We start from the raw sequence: 22,676 nt of genomic DNA on the forward strand, positions 1-22,676 counted from the left end.
GACCCCCATGAGGAAAGAGATCCGCGCCGAGAAGCTGCACCCGCCGATCGGTCACTACACCGACGCCGTGGCTCACGGAAACCTCCTGTTCCTCTCCGGATGCGGTCCGACCGACAACGACCTGGCCGTCGTCGGCGGCGATGACGTCGTCGAGCAGATGCGACAGGTGCTGGCCAACATGCGCACCGTACTCGAGGCGGCCGGGGCGACACCGCAAGACGTCGTCTCGATCACCACGTTCCTCACCGACATGGACGACCGCGGGAAGATCGCGCCGGTGGCCGCGGAGTTCTTCGGCACCGCTCGGCCGGCGAGCGCGACCGTCTCGGTCACCGCGCTGGCCGTCCCCGGCGCCAAGGTGGAGATCAAGGCCGTCGCGTCCATCCCGAGCAACACCTGAAGCCGTCGCCGTGCTGAACCTCGACGAGTGGGAGACGCGCGCCAAGGTCGACTTCCCCTACCGCGAAGGACGCGTCTACCTCAACTCCGCGGGGGCGGGGCTGCCCTGGCCGGGCGCGCCGGCGGCCGCGGCCGAGTACTACTCGCACCTCGCCACGTGGGGTGCCCAAGCGCAGCCCGAGTGGATCCGTCGCGCCGAGTTGGCGCGCGCCCACGTCGGGCAGCTGCTGCGAGTGCCGCCCACGGATGTGACGTTCCTGCGGAACACCAGCGACGTGATGAACCTCGCGGCCAACAGCGTGTCGTGGCGGCCGGGCGATGAGGTGGTCGTCGCCGCCGACGACTTCCCGTCGGTGGTGCTGCCCTGGACGAAGGCCGAAGCGGCCGGCGGAACCCTGCACCGGGTCGTGATCGACGACGAGCGGCGGCGCGAGGATCTGCTGCTCGCGCAGATCAACGCCCGCACGCGGGTGGTCGCCGTCACGCACGTGCATGCGGTGACCGGCGCCCGCCTCGACCTGGAGCGACTCGGACGGGCCTGCCGCGGGGTGGGGGCGCTCTTCGTCGTCGACGGGATCGAAGCACTCGGTGCGATCGACGTCGACCTCACCTGGGTGGATGTCTACGGTGCGGCGGTGTTCAAGTGGATGCTGTCGGGTTTCGGACTGAGCATCGGCGTCTTCGCGGAACGCGCGCGCGAGCTGCTCACGCCCGCCTACCGCGGCTACCGCAATCCACCCCCGAGTCAGAGCTTCGAGTACTCCGATCCGAACTATCCCGGCCTTTACGTCCTGGATGCGACCCTGCAGTACCTGGATGCGCTCGGGTGGGACGAGATCCACCGCAGGGTCGCCGACCTGACCGCTCTCGTGGACGCCACGGTGTCGGCGCAGGGGTTCACACCGGTGACGGATGCCGCGGCGCGGGCAGGGATCATCAGCTTCGGCGCCGACGACGCCGAAGGACTGGTCGCACAGCTGCAGACCCGCGGGATCGACGTGGTGCACAAGAGCGGACTCGTCCGCGTGTCACCGCACTTCTACACCAGTCGCGAAGACATCCGGCGGTTCGGAGCGGCCCTCGCGGACAGCGTCGCGGCGACGGGGATCCGCCCGGTCGACGCGCGCCGCCCCGCGGCAGCAGAAGCTCAGGCGCCCGCTTCGCTGAGCTGACGCTCCAGCGCGTCCAGCGCGGGGCGCTGTCCCTTCACCAGCCGCTCACGCGCGGCGTCCCATCCGGTCCACTCCACGCGGTCCACCTCGGGGAAGGGCTGCATCCGCCCCGAGCGCGGGGGCCACTCGAGCTCGAACGTCCCGAACTTCAGGTCCTCGAGGGCGAACGCTCCGCCGTCGGCGACGAAGACCGTCACCCGCTTGCCCGATGCGTAGGGGAAGGTGCCCAGCTCGGCGTACGGCACGTCGGGCGCGGGGACACCGAGCTCCTCCGCGAACTCGCGCAGGGCGGCATCGAGCGCCGCTTCGGAGTCGGAGTCGTACTCGCCCTTCGGGATCGACCAGGCCGCGGCATCCTTCGACGCCCAATAGGGCCCACCCATGTGCGCGATGAGCACCTCCGGGGCGCCCTCGACAAGGCGGTAGAGGAGGATGCCGGCGCTGGTCACAGCCATCGGCTCGCGCCTCAGACGCGTGAGGCGGGCGAGACGGAGTAGGTGTCCTCGGGATCGGTGACGGCCACGCCCCCCACGGCGGCGTCGATCGCAGCCATCGTGTCGGCATCCAAGGTGACGCCCGACGCAGCCACGTTCGACGCGATCTGCTCCGGCCGCGACGCGCCCACGAGCGCGGCGGCGACGTTCGGGTTCTGAAGCACCCAGGCGATCGCCAGCTGCGGCATCGTCAGGCCCACCTCGTCGGCGATCGGCTTGAGGCGCTGCACGGCCGTCAGCACGTCGTCCTCGAGGAAGCCCTGGATGAAGCGGGAGCCGTTCTGATCCGTCGCGCGCGAGCCCTCGGGTGCGGGCTGCCCGGGCAGATACTTGCCGCTGAGGACGCCCTGCGCCATCGGCGACCAGACGATCTGCGAGATCCCGAGCTCTTCGGAGGCCGGGATCACCTTGCCCTCGATCACGCGCCACAGCATCGAGTACTGCGGCTGATTGGAGATGAGCTGGATGCCGAGATCCTTCGCGAGGGCAGCTCCGGCTCGCAGCTGCTCGGCGGTCCACTCCGAGACTCCGACGTAGAGGACCTTGCCCTGCCGGACGAGATCGGCGAAGGCCTGGAAGGTCTCCTCCAGTGGGGTCTCGTAGTCGTAGCGATGCGCCTGGTACAGGTCGACGTAGTCGACGCCCAGACGCGAGAGAGAACCGTTGATGGCCTCGAGGATGTGCTTGCGCGACAGCCCGCCGTCGTTGGGGCCCTTCGGCCCGGTGGGCCAGTAGACCTTCGTGAAGATCTCCAGCGACTCGCGGCGCTGCCCGGCGAGTGCCTTGCCCAGCACCGTCTCGGCGCCCGTGTTCGCATACGTGTCGGCGGTGTCGAACGTCGTGATCCCGGCATCCAATGCGGCGTGAACCGTGGCGATCGCGTCGGTGTCGTCCACCTGGGATGCGTGCGTCACCCAGTTGCCGTAGGTGATCTCCGAGATCTTGAGTCCGCTGTTGCCGAGATATCGATAATTGACCATTGCTCAACGCTACCGGGGGTGACGGCCCGGGCGCCGGGTTGACGCGGGTCCCGGCCCGTGCTGTCCGGTCGCGGGGTCAGCGTCCCGGAGCGCGCCGGCGGAAGGCTCCGCTGAGGCTCCGCAGCAGCAGCAGCATGCCGCCGAGGCCGAGCACGCTGCCCAGGAAGGAGAAGGCCGGCACGCCCTCGGTGATCTCCGGCCCGACATCGGACACGGCGAGGAAGAAGCCCGTGGCCACCAGCGCGATGCCGACGAGCGTCGCCGTCACCTCGCCGAGGACCGAGTCCAGCCAGCGACGGTCGTCCGCACTCTCCAGCGCCCGCACCCGCACTTGGAAGGTGCCGTCCTGCAGGGCCTGGGTGATGCCCTCGATCCGCCGCGGGAGTCGCCGCAGCTGCTCGGCGACGATCGCAGACTGCGCCTGAATACTCAACGCCACCGCGCGCGGGGACGCGAGCTGCAGGGCGATGTGCGGTGCGCGCGAAAGCCCCCGGCCGACCATGTCGTAGCCGGGCACGAGGCGGCGCAGCGAGCCTTCCAGAGAGATGAGGGTGCGGAAGACCAGCAGCAGCGACGGCGGCATCGCGAGGCGATGCCTGCGCAGCACGTCGATCAGCGCGCTGAAGACGTTCTCACCCACTTGCGCATTGGCGACGCGGGTCAGGATGGCCCCGATGTCATGCTGCAGAATGGTCTGCTCGACGCTTCCTCCGGACACCGGTGCGCAGAGCAGCAGGATGATATCGGTGGTCGACACGTCGTCGTCGTTCGCGATCGCGACCAGGAGCGGGGCAAGAAGCCTGCGCACGCTGCGCTCGATGATGCCGATCGCGCCGAAGTCGATCAACGTGACCGTCCCGTCCCGCGCGAGGATCAGATTGCCCGCATGCAGATCGGCATGGAACACCCCGCGCACGGCGATCTGCTCGAAGACCGAGTCCACCACGCCTTCGACGACGCGGTGCGCGGCTTCGGGCGGCAGCGCGTCCGGCGTGAGCCGGCCGAAGGGGATGCCGTCCGCTCGCTCCAGCACCAGCATCCGGGATGTGGACAGATCGCGGTACACAGTGGGGATGTTCAGCGTCGGGGAGTGCGATCGCTCGATCGCGCCGCGGATCATCTCGGTGTTGGCCGCCTCGACGCGGTAGTCGAGCTCTTCGCGCAGAGCCCGCGCGAACTCTGCGGCCAGCGCGCGCGCACCATAGTCTCGTGCCCACTCGGTGCGCCGCTCCGCGTCGGCGGCCAATCGCTCGAGGATGTCGAGATCGGTCGTCACCTGCGCGCGGGCACGCGGACGCTGGATCTTGATCACGACCCGCGCCCCGTTCAGGAGCGTCGCGGCGTGAACCTGAGCAACGGATGCCGCCGCGATCGGCGTCTGATCGACCTCGGCGAACACCTCTTCCAGGGGACGGCGGAGTTCCTGGCGGATCGCGGCTTCTGCCTCGGCCCACGGGATCGGTGTGGAGTCCATCTGCAGCGTGGACAGCGCCTTGATGAACTGCGGCGGCAGCACGTCCTCGCGTGAGGAGAGCACCTGACCCAGCTTGACGAAGGTCACTCCTGCCTCATTGAGCGCGCGGACGAGCGCCTCCGGCAACTCGTCGCTGTAGCCCCTGGCGCGGTTCTGGTACAGCCCGATCCCGTGGCGCGAGGCGATGACGAGGATCTGCGCGTAGCGCCTGGCCCGATCGCGGCGCCGAATCGCATCGCGGATCACCGCGATCGGATTGCGCATCGGCCGAGTGGGCACCAGGAACTCGCTCACGACGATGACGGCCACAACGATCGCGAACACCCAGCCGAGGATGAGCGCCGAGATGACGGCGACGATCGGCCACGCGACGAGGAACTTCCCGTCCGCGTAGACGTGCGACTGCTCCAGCATCCAGAACACCAGTGGGATGCTCAGCGAGAACACGACGAGCGAGGCCACCAGGCAGCGCACCCAGCCGACGGGTGTGTCGAGCAGTCGGCGCGACACCCAGGTGGCGGCGGCGGCGAACGCGAGCGCTACCAGCGCAAATGCGAGCCAGGCGGGCATGCCTGAGATTCTGTCAGGACTCGGGCGCTCGCGCGCCCTTGTTCGTCAGTCCTCGGCGGGTGTGACCGCGGCGGCGGCCTGATCCTCGGTCGTGGCGACCAGCTGTCCGCACGCGCCGTCGATCTCCTTGCCACGGGTGTCGCGGAGGGTCGTCGGGATTCCGGCATCGTTGAGCCGGCGGACGAACTCGTTCTGCACGCTGACCTCGGACGCGGTCCAGATCGAGCCCGGCGTCGGGTTGAGCGGGATCGGATTCACGTGGACCCAGCCCCGGCCGCGCGCGTTGAGCTTCTCGGCCAGCAGGTCGGCGCGCCATCCGTGATCGTTCATGTCCTTGATCAGCGCGTATTCGATCGACACGCGCCGACCGGTCTTGTCGAAGTAGTTGCGCGCCGCGTCCAGCGCCTCGTCGACCTTCCAGCGGGAGTTGACCGGGATCAGCTCGTCCCGCAACGTGTCATCGGGCGCGTGCAGCGAGAGCGCGAACGTCACCGGGATGTCCTCGTTCGCAAGCTTGATGATCGCCGGCACGAGCCCGACCGTCGACACGGTGATGCCCCGCGCACTCATCCCGAGCCCGTGCTTCTTGTCGGTCATGACGCGCACGGCCTGCATCACGCGCGCGTAGTTGGCCAGCGGCTCGCCCATGCCCATGAACACGATGTTGCTGACCCGCTCGGCGGAGTGGTCGTCCTTCTTCTTGCCGCCCAGTCCCCCGTCGGCGATGAGCCGGTTCGCGCGCACGATCTGCTCGACGATCTCGGCCGCCGACATGTTGCGCGTGAGGCCTGCCTGGCCGGTCGCGCAGAACGGGCAGTTCATGCCGCACCCCGCCTGGGACGAGACGCACAGCGTGATGCGTCCCGGGTAGCGCATGAGCACCGACTCCACCAGCGCGCCGTCGTGCAGCTTCCACAGGAATTTGATGGTGTCGCCACGGTCGGTCTCGAGCCGTCGCACCTCCGTCAGCAGTGGAGGCAGCATCCCGTGGACGAACTCTTCGCGGCCGGCGGCGGGCAGGTCGCTCATGGCGGCAGGGTCGTGGGTCCAGTGCGTGAAGTAGTGCGTCTCGAGCTGCTTGGCGCGGAACCCCGGCATCCCGAGCTCCTGCACCTTGGCCACACGCTCTTCGGGCGTCAGATCGGCGAGGTGCACCGGGGGCTTGCCGCGCTTGGGACTGGCGAACTGCAGGAGGGGGCGGCCGGTGGCGTCCTTCTTCTGCGACCAGCCTTCGGTCTTCGGCCGCACCTGGGTTACAGCGCCGGCCGCAGCCGTCGCCGGACGCGCCTGACGAATGGGGGTCTCGGGCGTGGCGGTCATGGTCCCAGGGTAGGCGACCCACCTGCGCAACGGCTGGCGGACAGCCCGCCGGGCGCGGGTGGACGGCTATCGTGTGGATGTGGTTCCGCCGGACAGTCTCGCCGCCTTCGTCGTCGCCTCGATCGTGCTCATCGTGATCCCCGGCCCGAGCGTGCTGTTCACGATCGGACGCGCCCTCGCGCTCGGGCGCATCGGCGGGCTGCTGAGCGTGCTCGGCAACGCGCTCGGGCTCCTGCCGGTCATCGGACTGGTCGCACTCGGCGTCGGCGGACTCGTCGCGCAGTCCGTGATCCTGTTCACGATCGTCAAGATCGCCGGTGCGCTGTACCTGATGTTCCTCGGAGTGCAGGCGATCCGGCACCGCAACCGCGCCGCAGCGGCGGCAACGGCGGGCGCGTTGCCGCGCTCGCACTGGCGACAGCTCGGCGAGGGTTTCGTGGTGGGCATCACCAACCCGAAGACCATCGCATTCTTCGTCGCCGTGCTGCCGCAGTTCGTCGACCTTCAGTCCGGCTCGGTGCCGCTGCAGATGCTCGAGCTCGGGCTCATCTTCTTCGTGATCGCCCTTCTCTCAGACGCGGTGTGGGCGCTCGCGGCGTCGGCCGCCCGTTCCTGGTTCGGCAAGTCGCCGAAGCGCATCGCGGCCCTGTCGGCCACCGGCGGCGGGCTCATGATCGGCCTCGGCGGCATCCTGCTGCTCACCGGCAACGAGCACTGAGCCGCGCCCGCGGCCGCGAGACTGGATAGACGCCGCGAGACAGAGTGCGTTCACCCCCGTCTCGTGGCGTCTATCCGGTCTCGCGGTCAGAAGGGTGGGCTACAGGAAGATGTCGGGGAACAGGCGGGCGTCGGGAGTGCCGGGTACCGCCGCGTACGGCGCGAAGTCGGTGATCCCGGCATCCGTCAGCACGTCCTCGACGATGAGGGTCTGCCCGGTGCACTCGCCTGCCGGGCGGATGAGCACCTGATAGGCCGCATCCGCGTAGATCTGCGGTGTGCGGCTCGCGGCCATCACCAGATCGCCGCCGAGCAGATTCTGCACCGCCGCGGTCGCGATCGTCGTCCGCGGCCAGAGCGTGTTGGCCGCGATCCCGTCCTTCGAGAACTCCGCGGCGAACCCGAGCGTCACCATGGTCATGCCGTATTTGGCGAGGGTGTAGCCCGTGTGCGCGCCGAGCCACTTCGGGTCCAGGTTCAGCGGCGGCGAGAGCGAGAGGATGTGCGGGTTCTCGGCATCGCGCAGCATCGGAACGGCCGCCTGCGACAGCATGAAGGTGCCGCGCACGTTGACGTCCTGCATCAGGTCGTACTTCTTCGCGGTGAGTTCGAGCGACCGCGACAGATCGATGACGCTCGCGTTGTTCACCACGATGTCGATGCCGCCGAACTCGCCCTGGGTCTTGAGCACCGCCTCGGTGATGTCATCGTCGTTGCGCACGTCGCCGACGATCGGCAGCGCATTGCCCCCCGCTGCCCGGATCTGCTCCGCCGCCGAGTGGACGGTGCCCTCCAGCTTCGGGTGCGGTGAGTCGGTCTTGGCCAGCAGTGCGATGTTGGCGCCGTCGCCGGCGGCACGCAGCGCGATCGCGAGACCGATGCCGCGGCTGCCGCCGGACATCAGGATGGTCTTGCCTGCGAGGGGCTTGTCTGTCATCGGGGAGTCCTTCCGGTCGGAGAGCTGGGGCGCGGTGCCTCAGCGTCCTGCAGTCTTCGTTGCCTGGGCCGAGTCACGCGGAGTGCGGGATGCCGCGGCGAACGCTGCGACGCGCGCTTGGGCTTCGGCCGTTTCCAGCGCGGCCCCGATCGTGCGGGCCTCGTCCTCGAGCTGCTCGACGACGGTGCGTTCGGGTGCGGCTCGGACCAGGCGCTTCGCCTGCCCGTAGGCGGCCGTCGCGCCGGCCAGCCAGAAGCGGGCGACGGCCTCGGCGCGGGCTCGCACCTGGTCGGGTGCGACGGCCTCCGCCACCAGACCCCACTCCACCGCTTCGGCGGCGCTGAGCAGGCGATTCTGCAGCACGAGCTGCAGTGCGCGGCGCTGTCCGACGGCCCGACCCAGGTGGGCCGTGACGGACAGGTCGGGGGTGAGCCCCATGTTCGCGTACAGGCTCCCGATGCGGGAATCCTCGCCGACGATCGCGTAGTCGGAGGCGAGGAGGATGCCGAGACCACCCCCGGCAGTGGTGCCCTGCGCGGCCGCGACGACGGGCGTGGAGGATTCGGTCAACGACAGGATGCCGCGGTTGATGACGCCGGCCAGCTCGGCGATGCCGGCTGCGGAGAGCCCGCCCGCGGCCATCGAGAGGACGTCGCCGCCCGCGCAGAAGGAGGGCCCTTCGGCATCCAGCAGGATCGCCCCGACATCGTCGCGGGCGACAGCCTCGGCGGTGATCCGCTCCCACGACCGTGCGGTCGCCTCGTCGAAGGCGTTCAGTCTCGCGGGGCGGTTGAGGGTGATGCGGCCGAGACCGTCGACGACGGAGAACAGGATGGGTTCGGACATGGGGGCTCCTTGGCTGGGTGCCGTGCGGATCATCGGGGTGCCATGCGGATCGCGCCATCCAAGCGGATGGTCTCGCCGTTGAGATAGTCGTTCTCGACGATCGCCATCACCAGGTGCGCGTACTCGTCGGGGCGTCCGAGCCGCTGAGGGTGGGGCACCTGCTCGCCGAGGGAGTCCTGTGCCGCCTGCGGCAGCCCCGCCAGCATGGGTGTCTCCATGATTCCGGGCGCGATCGTGAGCACGCGGATGCCGTACCGCGCCATCTCCCGCGCGATCGGGAGGGTCATGGCGTGCACGCCGCCCTTGCTCGCGGAATACGCAGGCTGCCCGATCTGGCCGTCGAACGCGGCGACGCTGGCGGTGTTGATGATGACGCCGCGGTCGCCGGAACCGGCACCGACCGCCGCGCCGACGGGCTCGGAACGGGCCATCACGGCGGATGCCTGCGCGATCACGTTGTACGTGCCGATCAGGTTGACGCGGATGATGCGCTCGAACGCGTCCAGGGGCGAGGGATTCCCGTCCCGGTCGAGCACCTTCGCGGGAGGCGCGATCCCCGCGCAGTTGACCACGACGCGCAACGGCCCCGCGGCCGCGGCCACCTGCACCGCTGCGGCGACCTGGCCAGGATCCGCGACATCGGCCGCCGCGAAGGCGCCCCCGAGCTCGGCGGCGACGTCGGCGCCTGCCGAGGTGGGCAGATCGATGATCGTGACCGTCGCACCGGCCGCGGTCAGGCGACGAGCCGTCGCGAGCCCCAGGCCGCTCGCGCCGCCGGTCACGAGGGCGGAGGCGCCGGTGATGTCCATGTGTTCTCCTTCGAACCTGCCGCGCGTCGAACCCGGCACTGAGTTCCAGCATACGTGGGACCGAGTTCCGCCACAGGTGGATCGAGGGGGCTGGCCGCACGACCAGGCTACCCGCACGGCCCGGCGGTCGCCGGGCGCAAGGCCGTCGCCCCGGGCGGCAGAGGCGCGTGCCACGCGCAAGGATGGCGGGTCACCGCTGGACCACATGATCATGGCGGCGATGAGCACGAGTGGAACCACGGGCCGGGGTGGAAAGCGCCCTCATCGACGCGTACGGCATCGCGCCCGATCATGTCCGCCTCGCGTACTGCCGCGAGCGGCCGAACGCGACCTGAGGTCGCTACACCGGCCCGAGGATGAAGTTCCACGCCCCGGTTCGCACGGCGACCGTCACCGCGGTCGCGGAGATCGCGGCACCGGCGGCCAGCAGCATCCACTCTCGCCAGCCGAACCGGGACTCGCGCGCCCACGTCCGTGAGCCGTCCCCCCCGAACCGGGACTCGCGCGCCCACGTCCGTGAGCCGTCCCCCCCGAACCCGCGGGCCTCCATCGCCGTCGCCAACGTCGATCCCCGCCGGATCGAGAGGACGAACAGCGCGAACGCCATTCCGACGACCCTGCGCACGCGCCCGGTGTCCGCGACCCCGCGGGCGCGTCGGGCGAGGGCGAGCGCGCGCCAGTCGTCGGTCAGCAGCCCGAGAAGCCGCATGCCCGCGAGGGCTCCCAGTACGAACCGTGCCGGGAGCTTCAGCAGCTGAGCGAGGCCGTCCGCCAGATCCGTGGGATCCACGGTGACGAAGAGCACGACCGCGGGCAGTCCGATCGCCAGCACGCGGAAGAAGGTGGCGAGGGCGAGCATCAGCGAGCCTTCGCTGATGCGGACCACGAACCACTCGGCGTAGACCTCGCCGCTGGTCGCCCCGTAGAGCGCGATCGTGACGCCCGCGAGAGGGGCGGCGATCCAGATCGGGACGGTGCGCAGCCAGAACTCGCGCCAGCGCAGCCCAGCCGCCAGCAGCAGCGGCAGCTCCAGCACGAGCGCGACGGCGGCCGAGACCGGGTCGATCGTCAGCACGAGGGGCAGTGCGATCAGCAGCGCCGCGCCCAGCTTGGCCACCGGATTCAGAGCCGCGATCGGTCCCCGCCGCACGGGGGTATCCACCCGCGTCACTGCGTTGCTCCCACCGCGAGCCGCCGCGCGCGCAGCGCGTCGAGCACGGTCTGGTCGTGCGTGATCGCGACCACTGCGGCGCCGCCTTCGCGGTCGGTGCCATCGCGCAGCCCCGCGATGATGGCGACGAGCTCGGCCCAGGTCACAGCATCCTGGCCGAAGGTCGGCTCATCCAGCACGAGGACCTGCGGACGCGTCGCGAGCATCGCGGCGACCGTCAGCCGCCGCTTCTCACCGCCGGACAGCGTGTACGGGTTCGCGTCCGCGAGCGGCGCGAGACGCAGGCGCTCCAGCAGCTCGTCGACGCGCGCGGCGGTCTCGGCCGCCGGCAGCCCGAGCGCACGGGGACCCACCTCGAGCTCGGCGCGGACGGTCGTGGTCAGCAGCTGATGCTCGGGATCTTGGAAGACCGTCCCGATTCGGGTGAGCAGACCGCGCGAGGGCCACGCGATGGGATCGCCCCTCATCCCCGCCGACAGCCGTGCGGATGCCGACACGCGGCCGGCTTCGGGTGGGATGAGTCCCGCGAGCGTCAGCCCGAGGGTGGACTTGCCCGCACCGTTCGGACCGACGATGCCGAGCACCTCGCCCGCGTTCACACGCAGGTCGAGGGGACCCGTGACCGGAGTGCCGCGCACGCGGGAGACGGTGAGCGACGCCGCGGTCAGGAGCGTGGGTCCGGGGCTGTGCGCCGGGGGCGGTGGGAACGCCGGGGGGATGCCGGGCACCCACACCCCGCCGGCGGCGAGCTCCCGCCCGCGCGTCCGGAGGACCTCATCGGGCGAGCCGTCCGCGAGGACCCCCTGCTGACCGGAGGCGGAACCGCCCAGGACGAGGACGCGGTCGACGAGCGGCAGCCAGACATCCAGCCGGTGCTCGACCACCACGAGCGTCGCGCCGGTCGCATCCAGCGCGCGGCGCACCGCGTCGCGCACCTCGACGACTCCGGCCGGATCGAGGTTGGCGGTCGGCTCATCCAGCAGGATCACGCCGGGCTGCATGGCGAGGACCCCGGCCAGCGCGAGTCGCTGCTTCTGCCCGCCCGAAAGCGCCGAGGTCGATCGGTCCAGCGGGACGTCCAGCCCCACCGCGTCGAGCGCCGCACGCACCCTCGGCCAGATCTCGGAGCGCGGCACGCCCAGGTTCTCGCAGCCGAACGCGACATCGTCACCGACGCGGGCGAGGATGGCCTGGCTGTCCGGATCCTGCAGGACCATACCGGCGCGGCCGCGCACCCGCGCCGCCGCCTCGCCCGCCAGTGTCAGCTCCCCCGTCTGCTCGCCCTCGTCGTCACCGCCGAGCACGCCCGCGAGCGCATGCAGCAGAGTCGACTTGCCCGAACCGGATGCTCCCAGCAGGAGGACGTGCTCGCCCGGGGCGATCCGGAACGACACGTCCTGGAGCGCCCACCGCAGGCGCGTCGCGTAGCGCCAGCCCCACCCGTGAGCCTCGATCGCCGCGGGTCGGGCGACGCCGACCCCGGCGGTCACGTGAGCGGCGACACGCTAGACGCGCCGCGTTGTTTCGCGACCCGAGGCGAATCGCCCCAGGGCGCCCGTGGCCGCCAGTCCGCGGGCGACGAACCACGAGCCGGCGCCGGCGATCAGCGCGCCCGAGATCGTGGTCGCGACGATGTACACGATCGTGAAGGTGGTGTCGGCGCCGGCATACCAGAGGATGCGGTCGTTGATGCCGCACGCGAAACCCGCTCCGGCTCCGGCGAGGATCGCCACCGGCAGTCGCCAGACGGCATAGGCGAACAGCAGGAAGACCAGTTCGGCACCCAGGCCCTGCACCAGCCCGGAGGCGATCGTCAGAGGTCCCCACTGGTTGCCGATGAGCGCCGAGATGACCGAAGCGACGACTTCCGTGTACAGAGCCGCTCCCGGTTTGCGGATGATGAGCGCGCCGAGCACACCGGCGACCAACCATGGCCCGGCGAGCAGTCCCTGCACACCGGGCAACAGGGGCTTCAGAAGCGCGCTGGGCGCCTCATAGCCCACGTTCCAGAGCAGGAACACCAGTGAGCAGGCGACGGCGATGACGCTGGCGACGACGATGTCGACGACCCGCCACCGCCAGACGATTCCCGAGAAACCGCGGCGTGTGGGACGAGATGAGGACGTGGTGGTGCTCATGTAGATCTCCTTCCTGCGCTGGCATGACCCAGATCAGGTTCGACGGTCGAAGCGTGTTCGCTTCCTCTCAGCCCGGCACACCGGACTCCCGTGTTGACGGAACGAGTCTATAGCCCGGCGCGACAGGGGGTAATTTGGGCGGGTGACTCCGGATGACGACGCCACGCCTACGCGACGTTCCGCACGCCGTGCGGCGCAGGCGCAGCGCGCCGACGCGCGATACGGGAACGGCTCACTCGACGCGGCCGAACCGCAGACCGTCGCGGTGTCCGGCGCTCTGGCCCAGGTGACCGCAGCCACTCCCGGAGCCTCGTCCACGCCGGCTCCCGCGGTCGGCGCGTCGACGGCCGTCGCGGCCGGATCGGAGATCGGCCCCACGAGCGCGTCCCCGCGCCGGACCGCCCCGTCCCGGACGAGCAGGCGGGTCGCGTTCGGCTGGGTGGACGAACGGACCCTCGCCCTCACACCTCCCGCTGCCCGGACTCTCGCCGTACCGGCATCCCCGTATCTCGCCGTCGAGCCGGAGCTGCTCGCGGACGTGCCGCGCCGCTCGCTGTGGCGTGCCGGCGTCCTGGTGCCGATCGCGATCATCGCGCTTCTGCTCGGCGCGTACTCCGGAACAACGCTGTTGTGGCCGCTGCACGCCGTGTCACCGACGGTCGAGGCCGCCCAGATCCAACCGCTCGCGGCGCCCGCCGCCGTGCTCAGCTGGCCCGCAGCCGGAAGCGCCTCGGTGTCCGTTGCGGGCATCGACGGGCTCGCCACCTCCACCGTCGAGCCCGCACCCATCGCGAGCATCACGAAGGTCGTGACGGCCCTCCTCGTGCTCGATGAGATGCCGCTCGCCCTCGGCGAGCAGGGCCCGGACTTCCGCTTCACCGCGAGAGACAGCAGCGCGTACTGGGGCTACCGCGAGAACGGCGAGTCGGCGCTGGATGTCCCGGTCGGCGGCTCGCTCACGCAGTACCAGATGCTCGAGGGCATGCTCATCGGCTCTGCCAACAACTACGCCGACCGGCTGGCCAGCACCCTCTGGCCCACCGACGCAGTGTTCGCCCGTGCCGCGAACGGGTGGTTGAGAGCCCACGGCGTCCCGGGCGTCACCGTCGTGGAACCGACGGGACTGGATCCGGGCAATGCCGCCAGCCCGGACGCGCTCATCGCGCTGGCGCAGCGGGCGATGGCGCATCCGGTGATCGCCGAAATCGTCGCGAAGCCGGCGGTCGAACTGCCCGGCGCCGGGCTCGTGGCGAACACCAATGGACTGCTCGCCGATCCCGGAGTGGTGGGCATCAAGACGGGCTCGCTCGACTCGTTCAACCTGCTCTCCGCGAAGGACATCGTCGTCGGCGAGACCACCGTGCGCGTCTACAGTGCCGTCCTGGGCCAGCCCGACGACGACGTCCGTCTCGCCGTGTCGCGGACGCTGTACTCCGAGGTCGAACTCGCGCTGCAGCCGACTCCTTCGGTGGTGAAAGGCACGGTCGTCGGGCACGTGACCACCGAGTGGGGCGAGAACGTCGCCATCGTGACCGAGGACGACGCGAGCGTCATCCTCTGGAACGGTTCGATCGGCGCCGTCACGACGGACGTCGCCCTCGGCGACGCACGCGAGAAGGGTGCGAGCGTCGGGACCCTCGCGGTTCGCGGTCCGCTGGATTCGACCAGCACCACGCTCGGGCTCGCAGCCGACATCGAGCCGCCGAGCCCGTGGTGGCGGCTCACCCACCCGCTCGATCTGTTCGGGCTGAACTGACCGCTGTCAGCCCGATGCGGCGCGCACTGCCGTGCCGCGCCGGTAGTTCTGCACGAGGATCAGCACGCTCACGGCGAGGACCCACGCGGGAAAGATGAGCGTGACCCAGAGGCTGAGCGTCGTCACGACGAGCAGGACGACGGCGACCGCGTACGTCACGAACGCGAGCCACCGCGGCATGACGCCGGTGCGCAGCCACATCGTGGCCAACGAGATCAGCAGCACCCCGGCCATGCGCAGCGCATAGATGTTGCTGACCTGCAGCATGAGCGCACGACCGAACGTCGTGATCTCAGCCCGCGTGCCCGCATCGCTGAAGAACGGCACCGTTGCCACGATCCCACCCGCGATCGCCGCTGAGACGAACACCATCGCCAGGAACAGGAGGCCGCTGCCGATGAACACGGAGGAGAACAACTGGTCCTCGGACTCCTTGAACCGGTCGCGGACGACTCCCATGAACCAGAGGAATGCGATGCCGGCGAACGGCACCAGTCCGAGCCCGATGCTGATGCGCGTCGCGGCGGCCTGATCAAGCCAATCGGGGTCGCCCGAGAGCGTTTCTGGGAGAGCCGATCGCATGAGCACCAGCGCCGCCGTGAACAGCACCGCGAACAGCACACCGGCGATCGCGGCCGCGCGAGGCGAGCTCAGCGGGCGGCGTTCGGTCGACCCTCTTCCGGACATACGAACCCCCTCCGACGGCATCCCGCTGCCGTGAGCTAGACAGTATTCCTCCGCGCCTCCGAGTGACAGACTGTGCGCAACACTCCGAGGGCGCCCTCGTTGCGGGCGCAACGATCAGGGGAGAAGAGCATGTCCGATCAGGCTCAGTCCACGACGATGACACCGCCGGCGCCGTCCGATTTCGACGGCCGACGCGCCTTCGGCAGGGCCGCGCGCATCCGAACCCCTCGCACCAGCCACGCGGTCTGGTCGCCGCCCGCAGATCGTGCCGACCCGGTGTCGCTGCTCGAAGAACAGGCGACCTCGCGCGTGCCGGACCTCGTGCCGGTGCGCCACGGTCGCATGATGGTCTCGCCCTTCACCTTCTACCGGGGTGCGGCGCTCCTCATGGCAGCCGACCTCGCCACGACGCCGAACAGCGGCCTGACCGTCCAGCTGTGCGGTGACGCGCACCTGTCGAACTTCGGACTCTTCGGCAGCGCCGAGCGCCATCTCGTCTTCGACATCAACGACTTCGACGAGACGCACCCCGGGCCGTTCGAATGGGACGTGAAGCGCCTCGTCGCCAGCTTCGAGATCGCGGGGCGGCATCGCGGCTTCGACGATAAGGATCGCCGCGCGATCATCCTCGCCGCCGGGCGGGCATACCGGGAACGGATGCTGGCGGCGGCCGAGTCGACGGTCCTGGACGCGTGGTACGACCACCTCGACGTCGACACCATGCAGGCGTGGCTGCACGACGAGCGGCAGGCGGAACGCGCAGCGAAACGGCAGGTCAAGACCTTCGATGCCGTCGTCGCGAAGGCGCTCACGAAGGACAGCATGCAGGCCTTCGCGAAGCTCGTGACCACGGATGGCGGGCAGATGCGGATCATCGGAGACCCGCCGCTGATCGTCCCGGTCGAAGACCTCCTCGACGACACCGACATCGACGATCCCGAGAAAGCGGCGCGAGAGATCCTCGCGTCCTACCGGAACACCCTGTTCGCATCCGCGCGGCATCCCCTGTCCGAGTACACGTACGTGCACATGGCGCGGAAGGTGGTCGGAGTCGGCAGCGTCGGCACCCGCGCGTGGATCGTGCTGATGCGCGGGCGGGACGAACTCGATCCGCTGTTCCTGCAGGCGAAGGAGGCTCAGGCCTCTGTCCTGGAGCGGTTCCTCGAGCCGTGCGAGTACGACAATCAAGGCGAGCGCGTCGTGCGCGGGCAACGCCTCATGCAGGCATCCAGCGACATCTTCCTCGGCTGGCAGCGGGTCCGGGGCGAAGGACGGATCGAGCGCGACTTCTACGTTCGGCAGCTGCACGACTGGAAGGGCTCACTGGATGCCGAGAAGGCCGTCCCGCGCGGGACCCTGTTGTACGCGTGGATCTGCGGTGAGACCCTCGCGCGCGCGCACGGCAGATCCGGGGACCGCGTCGAGATCGCGGCGTATCTCGGCAAGTCCGACGCCTTCGAGGAGTCGATCGCGGCCTTCGCCGAGGCCTATGCGGATCAGAACGAGGCCGACTACCAGGCCTTCACCGCCGCCGTCGCGGACGGGCGCCTGCGGGCGGTGCACGGGCTCTGAGTCAGAGTCGGATGGGGAAGGTGAACAGCACCACCAGACCCGTCAGTGCGATCGCCCCGGCCACCCCGAGAACGATGCGCGCGGCCAGCAGCGAGATCCCGCGCTGTGCGATCGCGGCCAGGAACAGCACCAGGGCGAACAGCACGGTCATCAGCGAGTAGTTGTCGCCCTTGTCGTTGAAATCAAGCGCGTCGGCTTGCAGCGCGCCGGCCCGCGCCGTGGCCTTCTTGCCTTCCGTCGTCCCCGGCGGCACGTACTCCGGCATCACGAACGGGCCGCGCTCCTTGCGGCCGTCGGCTTCCCACGCGTCGAAGGCGACGGCGAACTCGGGTGAGAAGCGGTCCTGGATGTAGGCGGCGAGCTCAGGTTCGCCGTTCACCTCGGCCAGCACCCACTGCGCGTAGATCGCGAGATCGATGCTGCGGGCATCCCGCGCCTGGCTGTCGAAGTCGGACGCCTCGATGCGCGCCGCGGACGCCTCGCTGAAAGCCACCGACGAGTCGCCGCCCCACTTGGCGGATTCGAAGCCGCACCACGCGGTCAGCACGGCAACCAGCGACAGCAGGATGATCGCCACGAGTTCGTGGGACTCGTTGACGCGACGGGTCGGCCGGGCGGGTTCCGCCTCCATGACGGCAAGGGTATGGCAGGAGCCGCCGCGGGGTCAGTCCCCTTCGTCGGGGTCGCGTAGCCGAACCTCTTGCTGGGAGCGGGTGCGGGTGCCACGATCGCAGTGCAAGCGCTCGCGATGAGGTCGATCGTGCGCACGGTCGACGTGTTTCCGGCGATCGCGACGGCATCGATCGCCGTCCGGTCGCACGGGCTGGAGACGGCATCGCGGATGCCGGGACCCGAGGAAAGGAAACCTGATGACAGAATTCACGTTCGGTCCGGTCGAGCTCTATCTCGTCGGTTTCGAGGGCGAACGTCCGTCGCCCGGCGTGATGAGCGCCTTGCTGGACCTCATCGAGAACGGGCTGGTGCGACTGCTCGATTTCGTCCTGGTGACGAAATCGCTGGACGGCGATGTGACGGTGACGGAGATCGAAGAAGAGTCGGCGGAGTACGGCCTTGGCGAGATCGAGTTCCTCGCTGCGGGAATCACCGGGGACGAGGACATCGAGGAACTCGCCGAACTGATCCCGCCGGGGGCATCGGCGGCGCTCGTCGCCCTGGAACTGGCGTATGCACGCACGCTCACCGAACGGCTCGCAACATCCGGCGGGGTGGTTCTGCGTGCCGAGCGCATTCCCGCCCCCGTCGTCAACGCGGTCCTCGAGGCCGCGGAAATGAACTGAGGAGAAGAAGATGCCAATTCGCAGAATGGGTCGTCCTGGTCTGATCGGCATGGCCGCGCGCACCGCCGTGGTGGCCGGAACCGCGACCGCCGTGAGCGGGAGCGTGCAGCGGCACCAGCAGGAGAAGGCGCAGACTCAGCAGGATCAGCAGCAGTACGAAGCCGCTCAGCAGCAGGCGCAGGTCGACGCGGCGGCGCAGGCGGCCGCGGCGCAATATGCGCAGCCCGCACCTGCGGCCGCGCCGGCGCCCGCGGGCGGGGTCGACCTGGTGGCCGAATTGCAGAAGCTGGGGTCGTTGAAGGATGCCGGCATCCTGACCGACGCCGAGTTCACCGCCGCGAAGGCGAAGCTCCTCGGCTGATCACGGATCCACGCGCAACGGAGAGCCGGGCTACGTCGACGTGATCTCCGCGGCGCCTTCGGACGCGGCATCCGTCGTCACGGGCAGTGCGTGGGCGGCATCCGCCGTTACCGGGACCGTCCCGGTCTGATCCGGTTGCGCGTCCAGGTCGGTCGCTGCCTGCTCGAACTGCGACTGGTACAGCCGCCAGTACGCGCCCTGCGCGGCGATGAGCTCCTCGTGGGTGCCCTTCTCGACGATGTCGCCGTGCTCCATCACCAGGATCAGGTCGGCGTCGCGGATCGTGGAGAGCCGGTGGGCGATGACGAACGACGTGCGCCCTTCGCGAAGCGCCGCCATCGCGTGCTGCAGGAGCAGCTCGGTGCGGGTGTCGACCGAGGAGGTCGCTTCATCGAGGATCAGCACGGACGGCTGCGAGACGAACGCACGGGCGATCGTGATGAGCTGCTTCTCACCGGCGGAGACGTTCGAGGCCTCCTCATCCAGGACCGTGTCATAGCCGTCCGGGAGCGAGTGCACGAAGCGGTCGACCCTGGTCGCGGTCGCGGCCTCGACGATCTCTTCGTCGGTCGCCGCGTCGCGGCCGTAGCGGATGTTCTCGCGGATCGTCCCGGCGAACAGCCACGGATCCTGCAGCACCATGCCGGTGCGGGATCGGACATCGTCGCGGGTGAGGGCCGCGATGTCCTGACCGTCCAGCAGGATGCGGCCGCCGTCGAGTTCGTAGAACCTCATGATGAGGTTGACCAGCGTCGTCTTGCCGGCGCCGGTCGGACCGACGATCGCGACGGTCTGGCCGGGTTCGACCCGGAACGAGAGGTCGGTGATCAGCGGCTGCTCGGGCGAGTAGGAGAAGCGCACGTTCTGGAACTCGATGACGCCGTCGCCGTCGACCGGCGCGGGCGCGTCGGGGGCGTCCGGTTCCTGCTCCTCGGCGTCGAGCAGGTCGAAGACCCGCTCGGCCGAGGCGGTGCCCGACTGGATGACGGCGGCCATACCGCCCAGCTGTGAGAGCGGCTGCGTGAACTGCTGCGAGTACTGGATGAACGCCTGTACGTCACCGAGCCGCAGTTGTCCGTTCGCGACCATGAGCCCGCCGAGGACGGCGATGCCGACATAGGTGAGGTTTCCGACGAACATCATGCCGGGCATGATGATGCCCGAGAGGAACTGGGCCTTGAAGCTGGACTGGTACAGCTCCTCGTTCTCGGCCTGGAACTTCTCGAGCGAGTCGGCCTCGCGACCGAAGACCTTCACGAGCGCGTGACCCGAGAAGGACTCCTCGACGCGGGCGTTGAGACGCCCGACCTTGCGCCACTGCATGCCGAACGCCTTCTGCGAGCGCGGTCCGATCACACCGAAGATCACCGCCATGAGCGGCAGCGACACCAGCGCGACCAGGGCCAGCTGCCAGGAGATCGAGAACATCATGATCAGCACGCCGATCACGGTCAGCACCGATGTGACGACGCTGGAGAGGGACTGCTGCATCGTCTGGGTGATGTTGTCGATGTCGTTGGTGACCCGTGAGATCAGCTCGCCCCGCTGCACCTTGTCGAAGTACGACAACGGCAGCCGGTTGATCTTCGTCTCGACGGATTCGCGCAGACGCCACATCGTTCGCACCATGATGATGTTGATCACGTAGCCCTGGACCCAGCTCAGGAACGACGAGGCGACGTAGATCGCGAGCACCGCGACGATGACCATCCGCAGGGCTTCGAAGTCCACGCCGGTGCCGACGGTGAAGTCGTTCATCGCACCGATCATGTTCGCCAGATCGGTCTGACCGGCGGAGGTGAGTGCGTCGACGACCACCGCCTGCGAGGTGCCGTCCGGGAACTGGGCGGCGAGGGCGTTCGAGGCGACACCCTCGAAGATGATGTTCGTCGCCTCGCCGAGGATCTTGGGTGCGATGACGGCGAGGAAGACGCCGATCGCTCCGAGGATCGATACGAGGACGAACGCGAGCGCGTGCGGACGGAGCAGCCCGATCAATCGCCCGAAGCTCTTGCCGAAGTCGGCCGCCTTGCCGGGCTTGACGCTGTCCCAGTCTCCCGACGTCTGACGGGCCTGCTCAGCGAGCTCGAGTTCGAGGCGCTCTTCCTCGGTGAGGGTGTCCGGAGTGCTCATACCTCCACCCCCAGCTGCGACTCGACGATCTCCCGGTAGGTAGCGCTGGTCTCCAGGAGCTCGTCGTGCGTCCCCACGCCGACCATGCGGCCGTCCTCGAGCACGACGATGCGATCCGCATCCGTGATCGTGGACACGCGCTGGGCGACGACGATCTTGGTGACCGCGGGCAGCTCCCGCCACAGCGCCTGTCTCAGTCGGGCGTCGGTGGACAGGTCCAGCGCGGAGAACGAGTCGTCGAAGATGAGGATGTCGGGCTGATGCACGATCGCCCGGGCGATCGCGAGGCGCTGGCGCTGACCACCGGACACGTTCGTCCCGCCCTGGGCGATGCGGGCGTTCAGCTGCCCCTCCATCTCCTCGACGAAATCCTTGCCCTGCGCGATCTCGAGAGCCTTCCACAGGTCTTCGTCGGTCGCCTCTTCACGCCCGAAGCGGAGGTTGGACGCGACGGTGCCGGAGAACAGGAACGGTCGTTGCGGCACCAGCCCGATGCCCTTCCACAGGTAATCCAGGTCGGCCTCCCGCACGTCCACTCCGCCGACGCGCGCCGCCCCGCCGGTCACATCGAACAGCCGCGGGATGAGCGAGACGAGCGTCGTCTTACCCGATCCGGTCGAGCCGACGATCGCCACCGTCTGACCCCGCTCCGCCTCGAACGTGATGCCCTGCAGGACAGGCGATTCCGCCCCGGGGTAGGTGAACTCGACGTCGTCGAAGGCGACGGTGCCGGGCGTGGGGAATGCGGTGACCGGGCTGGCGGCGCGGGTGAGTGTCGATTCGCTGGCGAGCACCTCGCCGATGCGCTCCGCCGAGACCGCCGCGCGCGGGATCATGATCGTCATGAAGCTCGCCATGAGCACGCCCATCAGGATCTGACCGACGTACGCCATGAAGGCGAAAAGCGTTCCGATCTCCACCGTGCCGGCATCGACCTGGATCGCCCCGAACCAGATCACGCCGATCACGGTGACGTTCAGCACCAGCATGGCCACCGGGAAGAGCAGCACGAACAAGGACCCGACCTTGCGGCCGACCACCATGATGTCGGTGTTCGCGACGGCGAAGCGCTCCGCTTCGATGTCCTCCCGGACGAAGGCGCGCACGACCCGCACGCCGGTGAGCTGCTCGCGCATGACCCGGTTGACGGCGTCCAGCTTCTTCTGGAAGCTGCGGAAGAGCGGCACCATGCGGCTGATGATGAGCAGGACGAAAAGCAGCAGGAGGGGCACGGACACGGCGATCAACCAGCTCAGCCCGACGTCCTGCTGAAGCGCCATGATGATGCCGCCGATCGCGAGCAGCGGCGCCGTGACGAGCATCGTGGCGCCCATCATCGCGAGCATCTGCACCTGCTGCACGTCGTTCGTGTTGCGGGTGATCAGCGAACCGGGACCGAACTTCGACACCTCGCGCTCGGAGAAGCCGCTGACCTTCTCATAGACATCGAGCCTGATGTCGCGACCCGCCGCCATCGCCGCACGCGCGGCGAAGTAGGTGGCGATGATCGACGCGACGATCTGGCCGAGCGAGATGACCAGCATGAACGTGCCGGTGGACCAGATGTAGGCGGTGTCGCCGCGCGCGACGCCTTGATCGATGATGTCGGCGTTCAACCGCGGCAGGTACAGGGATGCCATGGCTGCGATGAACTGGAAGATCAGGACGCCGAGCAGGAGCCAGCGATACTGCTTCAGATAGCGGAAGAGGAGTTTGCCGAGCACGAGATCTCCGAATGAAAGTCGAGAGAAAGGTGGCGGGGCGGCGCCACCGGTCTACCCTGCCACGAACTTGCGACACGCTCACCCCCTGCGCCGCTCCGTACGCTGAGGGCGGAACGGC

21 protein-coding genes and 1 riboswitch are annotated in these 22,676 nt (G+C 69.3%); of the genes, 7 read left to right on the forward strand and 14 right to left on the reverse strand.

What is annotated here, in order from left to right; genetic code table 11:
* Window positions 1–7 precede the first annotated feature (7 nt).
* On the forward strand, window positions 8–400 hold the full coding sequence (locus ABD655_RS00510; protein WP_344710560.1) for a RidA family protein: 393 nt from the start codon (window positions 8–10) through the stop codon (window positions 398–400).
* A 10-nt stretch (window positions 401–410) separates the two neighbouring features.
* Entirely contained in the window at window positions 411–1,571 is a 1,161-nt protein-coding gene (locus ABD655_RS00515; protein ID WP_344710562.1) for an aminotransferase class V-fold PLP-dependent enzyme, read from the forward strand.
* Here the strand turns inward: ABD655_RS00515 and ABD655_RS00520 are convergent.
* From ABD655_RS00520 to rlmN, 4 genes are all read right to left on the reverse strand, one after another.
* Window positions 1,547–2,026, reverse strand: a complete 480-nt coding sequence (locus ABD655_RS00520; RefSeq protein WP_344710564.1) for an NUDIX hydrolase — start codon at window positions 2,024–2,026, stop codon at window positions 1,547–1,549. The two genes, ABD655_RS00515 and ABD655_RS00520, sit on opposite strands and share 25 nt — an antisense overlap.
* Before the next feature lie 11 nt (window positions 2,027–2,037).
* Window positions 2,038–3,045 carry an aldo/keto reductase family protein gene (locus tag ABD655_RS00525; RefSeq protein ID WP_344710566.1) on the reverse strand — a complete coding sequence of 336 codons (1,008 nt, stop codon included), beginning with the start codon at window positions 3,043–3,045 and terminating at the stop codon, window positions 2,038–2,040.
* A 76-nt stretch (window positions 3,046–3,121) separates the two neighbouring features.
* Entirely contained in the window at window positions 3,122–5,089 is a 1,968-nt protein-coding gene (locus ABD655_RS00530) for an ABC1 kinase family protein (RefSeq protein WP_344710568.1), read from the reverse strand.
* 45 nt (window positions 5,090–5,134) lie between these two features.
* Complete coding sequence (rlmN, locus tag ABD655_RS00535) at window positions 5,135–6,409, reverse strand: dual-specificity RNA methyltransferase RlmN (RefSeq protein ID WP_344710573.1); 1,275 nt, start codon at window positions 6,407–6,409, stop codon at window positions 5,135–5,137.
* A 79-nt stretch (window positions 6,410–6,488) separates the two neighbouring features.
* Here rlmN and ABD655_RS00540 point away from each other — a divergent pair, with 79 nt between their 5' ends.
* Window positions 6,489–7,127: a LysE family translocator gene (locus ABD655_RS00540; protein WP_344710575.1), complete on the forward strand. Its 639-nt coding sequence runs from the start codon at window positions 6,489–6,491 to the stop codon at window positions 7,125–7,127.
* A 99-nt stretch (window positions 7,128–7,226) separates the two neighbouring features.
* On the opposite strand, the gene ABD655_RS00545 is transcribed toward ABD655_RS00540, so the two are convergent.
* From ABD655_RS00545 to ABD655_RS00570, 6 genes are all read right to left on the reverse strand, one after another.
* Window positions 7,227–8,063 (reverse strand): SDR family oxidoreductase, encoded by an 837-nt coding sequence (locus tag ABD655_RS00545; protein WP_344710577.1) that lies wholly within the window; start codon window positions 8,061–8,063, stop codon window positions 7,227–7,229.
* Window positions 8,064–8,102: 39 nt separating this feature from the next.
* Complete coding sequence (locus ABD655_RS00550) at window positions 8,103–8,909, reverse strand: enoyl-CoA hydratase/isomerase family protein (protein ID WP_344710579.1); 807 nt, start codon at window positions 8,907–8,909, stop codon at window positions 8,103–8,105.
* A 29-nt stretch (window positions 8,910–8,938) separates the two neighbouring features.
* Complete coding sequence (locus ABD655_RS00555; RefSeq protein WP_344710581.1) at window positions 8,939–9,718, reverse strand: SDR family NAD(P)-dependent oxidoreductase; 780 nt, start codon at window positions 9,716–9,718, stop codon at window positions 8,939–8,941.
* Between the two features lie 340 nt (window positions 9,719–10,058).
* A complete protein-coding gene (locus tag ABD655_RS00560; RefSeq protein ID WP_344710583.1) occupies window positions 10,059–10,889 on the reverse strand; it encodes an energy-coupling factor transporter transmembrane component T family protein in 831 nt (276 codons plus the stop codon).
* Entirely contained in the window at window positions 10,886–12,379 is a 1,494-nt protein-coding gene (locus ABD655_RS00565; RefSeq protein WP_344710585.1) for an ABC transporter ATP-binding protein, read from the reverse strand. Before ABD655_RS00565 ends, ABD655_RS00560 begins: the two co-directional genes overlap by 4 nt.
* Before the next feature lie 15 nt (window positions 12,380–12,394).
* Complete coding sequence (locus ABD655_RS00570; RefSeq protein WP_344710587.1) at window positions 12,395–13,027, reverse strand: ECF transporter S component; 633 nt, start codon at window positions 13,025–13,027, stop codon at window positions 12,395–12,397.
* A riboswitch (TPP riboswitch) is annotated at window positions 13,021–13,129 on the reverse strand. It overlaps the preceding gene by 7 nt.
* 40 nt (window positions 13,130–13,169) lie before the next feature.
* Here ABD655_RS00570 and ABD655_RS00575 point away from each other — a divergent pair.
* Window positions 13,170–14,783, forward strand: coding sequence for a D-alanyl-D-alanine carboxypeptidase family protein (locus tag ABD655_RS00575; RefSeq protein ID WP_344710589.1), 1,614 nt, complete (start codon window positions 13,170–13,172; stop codon window positions 14,781–14,783).
* Window positions 14,784–14,789: 6 nt separating this feature from the next.
* On the opposite strand, the gene ABD655_RS00580 is transcribed toward ABD655_RS00575, so the two are convergent.
* Complete coding sequence (locus tag ABD655_RS00580; protein ID WP_344710591.1) at window positions 14,790–15,470, reverse strand: hypothetical protein; 681 nt, start codon at window positions 15,468–15,470, stop codon at window positions 14,790–14,792.
* Window positions 15,471–15,599: 129 nt separating this feature from the next.
* Here ABD655_RS00580 and ABD655_RS00585 point away from each other — a divergent pair, with 129 nt between their 5' ends.
* Window positions 15,600–17,042 carry a DUF2252 domain-containing protein gene (locus ABD655_RS00585; protein WP_344710593.1) on the forward strand — a complete coding sequence of 481 codons (1,443 nt, stop codon included), beginning with the start codon at window positions 15,600–15,602 and terminating at the stop codon, window positions 17,040–17,042.
* A gap of 1 nt (window position 17,043) precedes the next feature.
* Here the strand turns inward: ABD655_RS00585 and ABD655_RS00590 are convergent, their stop codons facing one another.
* Window positions 17,044–17,673 carry a hypothetical protein gene (locus ABD655_RS00590; protein WP_344710595.1) on the reverse strand — a complete coding sequence of 210 codons (630 nt, stop codon included), beginning with the start codon at window positions 17,671–17,673 and terminating at the stop codon, window positions 17,044–17,046.
* 238 nt (window positions 17,674–17,911) lie between these two features.
* On the opposite strand from ABD655_RS00590, the gene ABD655_RS00595 reads away from it, so the two are divergent.
* A complete protein-coding gene (locus ABD655_RS00595) occupies window positions 17,912–18,340 on the forward strand; it encodes a DUF6325 family protein (protein ID WP_344710597.1) in 429 nt (142 codons plus the stop codon).
* A gap of 10 nt (window positions 18,341–18,350) precedes the next feature.
* Entirely contained in the window at window positions 18,351–18,701 is a 351-nt protein-coding gene (locus ABD655_RS00600) for an SHOCT domain-containing protein (protein ID WP_344710599.1), read from the forward strand.
* A 30-nt stretch (window positions 18,702–18,731) separates the two neighbouring features.
* Here ABD655_RS00600 and ABD655_RS00605 read toward each other — a convergent pair whose 3' ends face one another.
* Together ABD655_RS00605 and ABD655_RS00610 are read right to left on the reverse strand one after the other, a co-directional pair.
* On the reverse strand, window positions 18,732–20,834 hold the full coding sequence (locus ABD655_RS00605; protein ID WP_344710601.1) for an ABC transporter ATP-binding protein: 2,103 nt from the start codon (window positions 20,832–20,834) through the stop codon (window positions 18,732–18,734).
* Window positions 20,831–22,558, reverse strand: a complete 1,728-nt coding sequence (locus tag ABD655_RS00610; RefSeq protein ID WP_344710603.1) for an ABC transporter ATP-binding protein — start codon at window positions 22,556–22,558, stop codon at window positions 20,831–20,833. Before ABD655_RS00610 ends, ABD655_RS00605 begins: the two co-directional genes overlap by 4 nt.
* Window positions 22,559–22,676: the final 118 nt, after the last annotated feature.

It is taken from the genome of Microbacterium terregens, from assembly GCF_039534975.1.
GTDB lineage: Bacteria > Actinomycetota > Actinomycetes > Actinomycetales > Microbacteriaceae > Microbacterium > Microbacterium terregens.

Excerpts from the sequence above, each read along its gene's own strand:
- ABD655_RS00510 (WP_344710560.1), top strand. The coding sequence starts at position 8 with ATGAGGAAAGAGATCCGCGCCGAGAAGCTGCACCCGCCGATCGGTCAC.
- ABD655_RS00520 (WP_344710564.1), bottom strand. The coding sequence starts at position 2,026 with ATGGCTGTGACCAGCGCCGGCATCCTCCTCTACCGCCTTGTCGAGGGC.
- ABD655_RS00525 (WP_344710566.1), bottom strand. The coding sequence starts at position 3,045 with ATGGTCAATTATCGATATCTCGGCAACAGCGGACTCAAGATCTCGGAG.
- ABD655_RS00530 (WP_344710568.1), bottom strand. The coding sequence starts at position 5,089 with ATGCCCGCCTGGCTCGCATTTGCGCTGGTAGCGCTCGCGTTCGCCGCC.
- rlmN (WP_344710573.1), bottom strand. The coding sequence starts at position 6,409 with ATGACCGCCACGCCCGAGACCCCCATTCGTCAGGCGCGTCCGGCGACG.
- ABD655_RS00545 (WP_344710577.1), bottom strand. The coding sequence starts at position 8,063 with ATGACAGACAAGCCCCTCGCAGGCAAGACCATCCTGATGTCCGGCGGC.
- ABD655_RS00550 (WP_344710579.1), bottom strand. The coding sequence starts at position 8,909 with ATGTCCGAACCCATCCTGTTCTCCGTCGTCGACGGTCTCGGCCGCATC.
- ABD655_RS00555 (WP_344710581.1), bottom strand. The coding sequence starts at position 9,718 with ATGGACATCACCGGCGCCTCCGCCCTCGTGACCGGCGGCGCGAGCGGC.
- ABD655_RS00570 (WP_344710587.1), bottom strand. The coding sequence starts at position 13,027 with ATGAGCACCACCACGTCCTCATCTCGTCCCACACGCCGCGGTTTCTCG.
- ABD655_RS00580 (WP_344710591.1), bottom strand. The coding sequence starts at position 15,470 with ATGTCCGGAAGAGGGTCGACCGAACGCCGCCCGCTGAGCTCGCCTCGC.
- ABD655_RS00585 (WP_344710593.1), top strand. The coding sequence starts at position 15,600 with ATGTCCGATCAGGCTCAGTCCACGACGATGACACCGCCGGCGCCGTCC.
- ABD655_RS00590 (WP_344710595.1), bottom strand. The coding sequence starts at position 17,673 with ATGGAGGCGGAACCCGCCCGGCCGACCCGTCGCGTCAACGAGTCCCAC.
- ABD655_RS00595 (WP_344710597.1), top strand. The coding sequence starts at position 17,912 with ATGACAGAATTCACGTTCGGTCCGGTCGAGCTCTATCTCGTCGGTTTC.
- ABD655_RS00600 (WP_344710599.1), top strand. The coding sequence starts at position 18,351 with ATGCCAATTCGCAGAATGGGTCGTCCTGGTCTGATCGGCATGGCCGCG.
- ABD655_RS00605 (WP_344710601.1), bottom strand. The coding sequence starts at position 20,834 with ATGAGCACTCCGGACACCCTCACCGAGGAAGAGCGCCTCGAACTCGAG.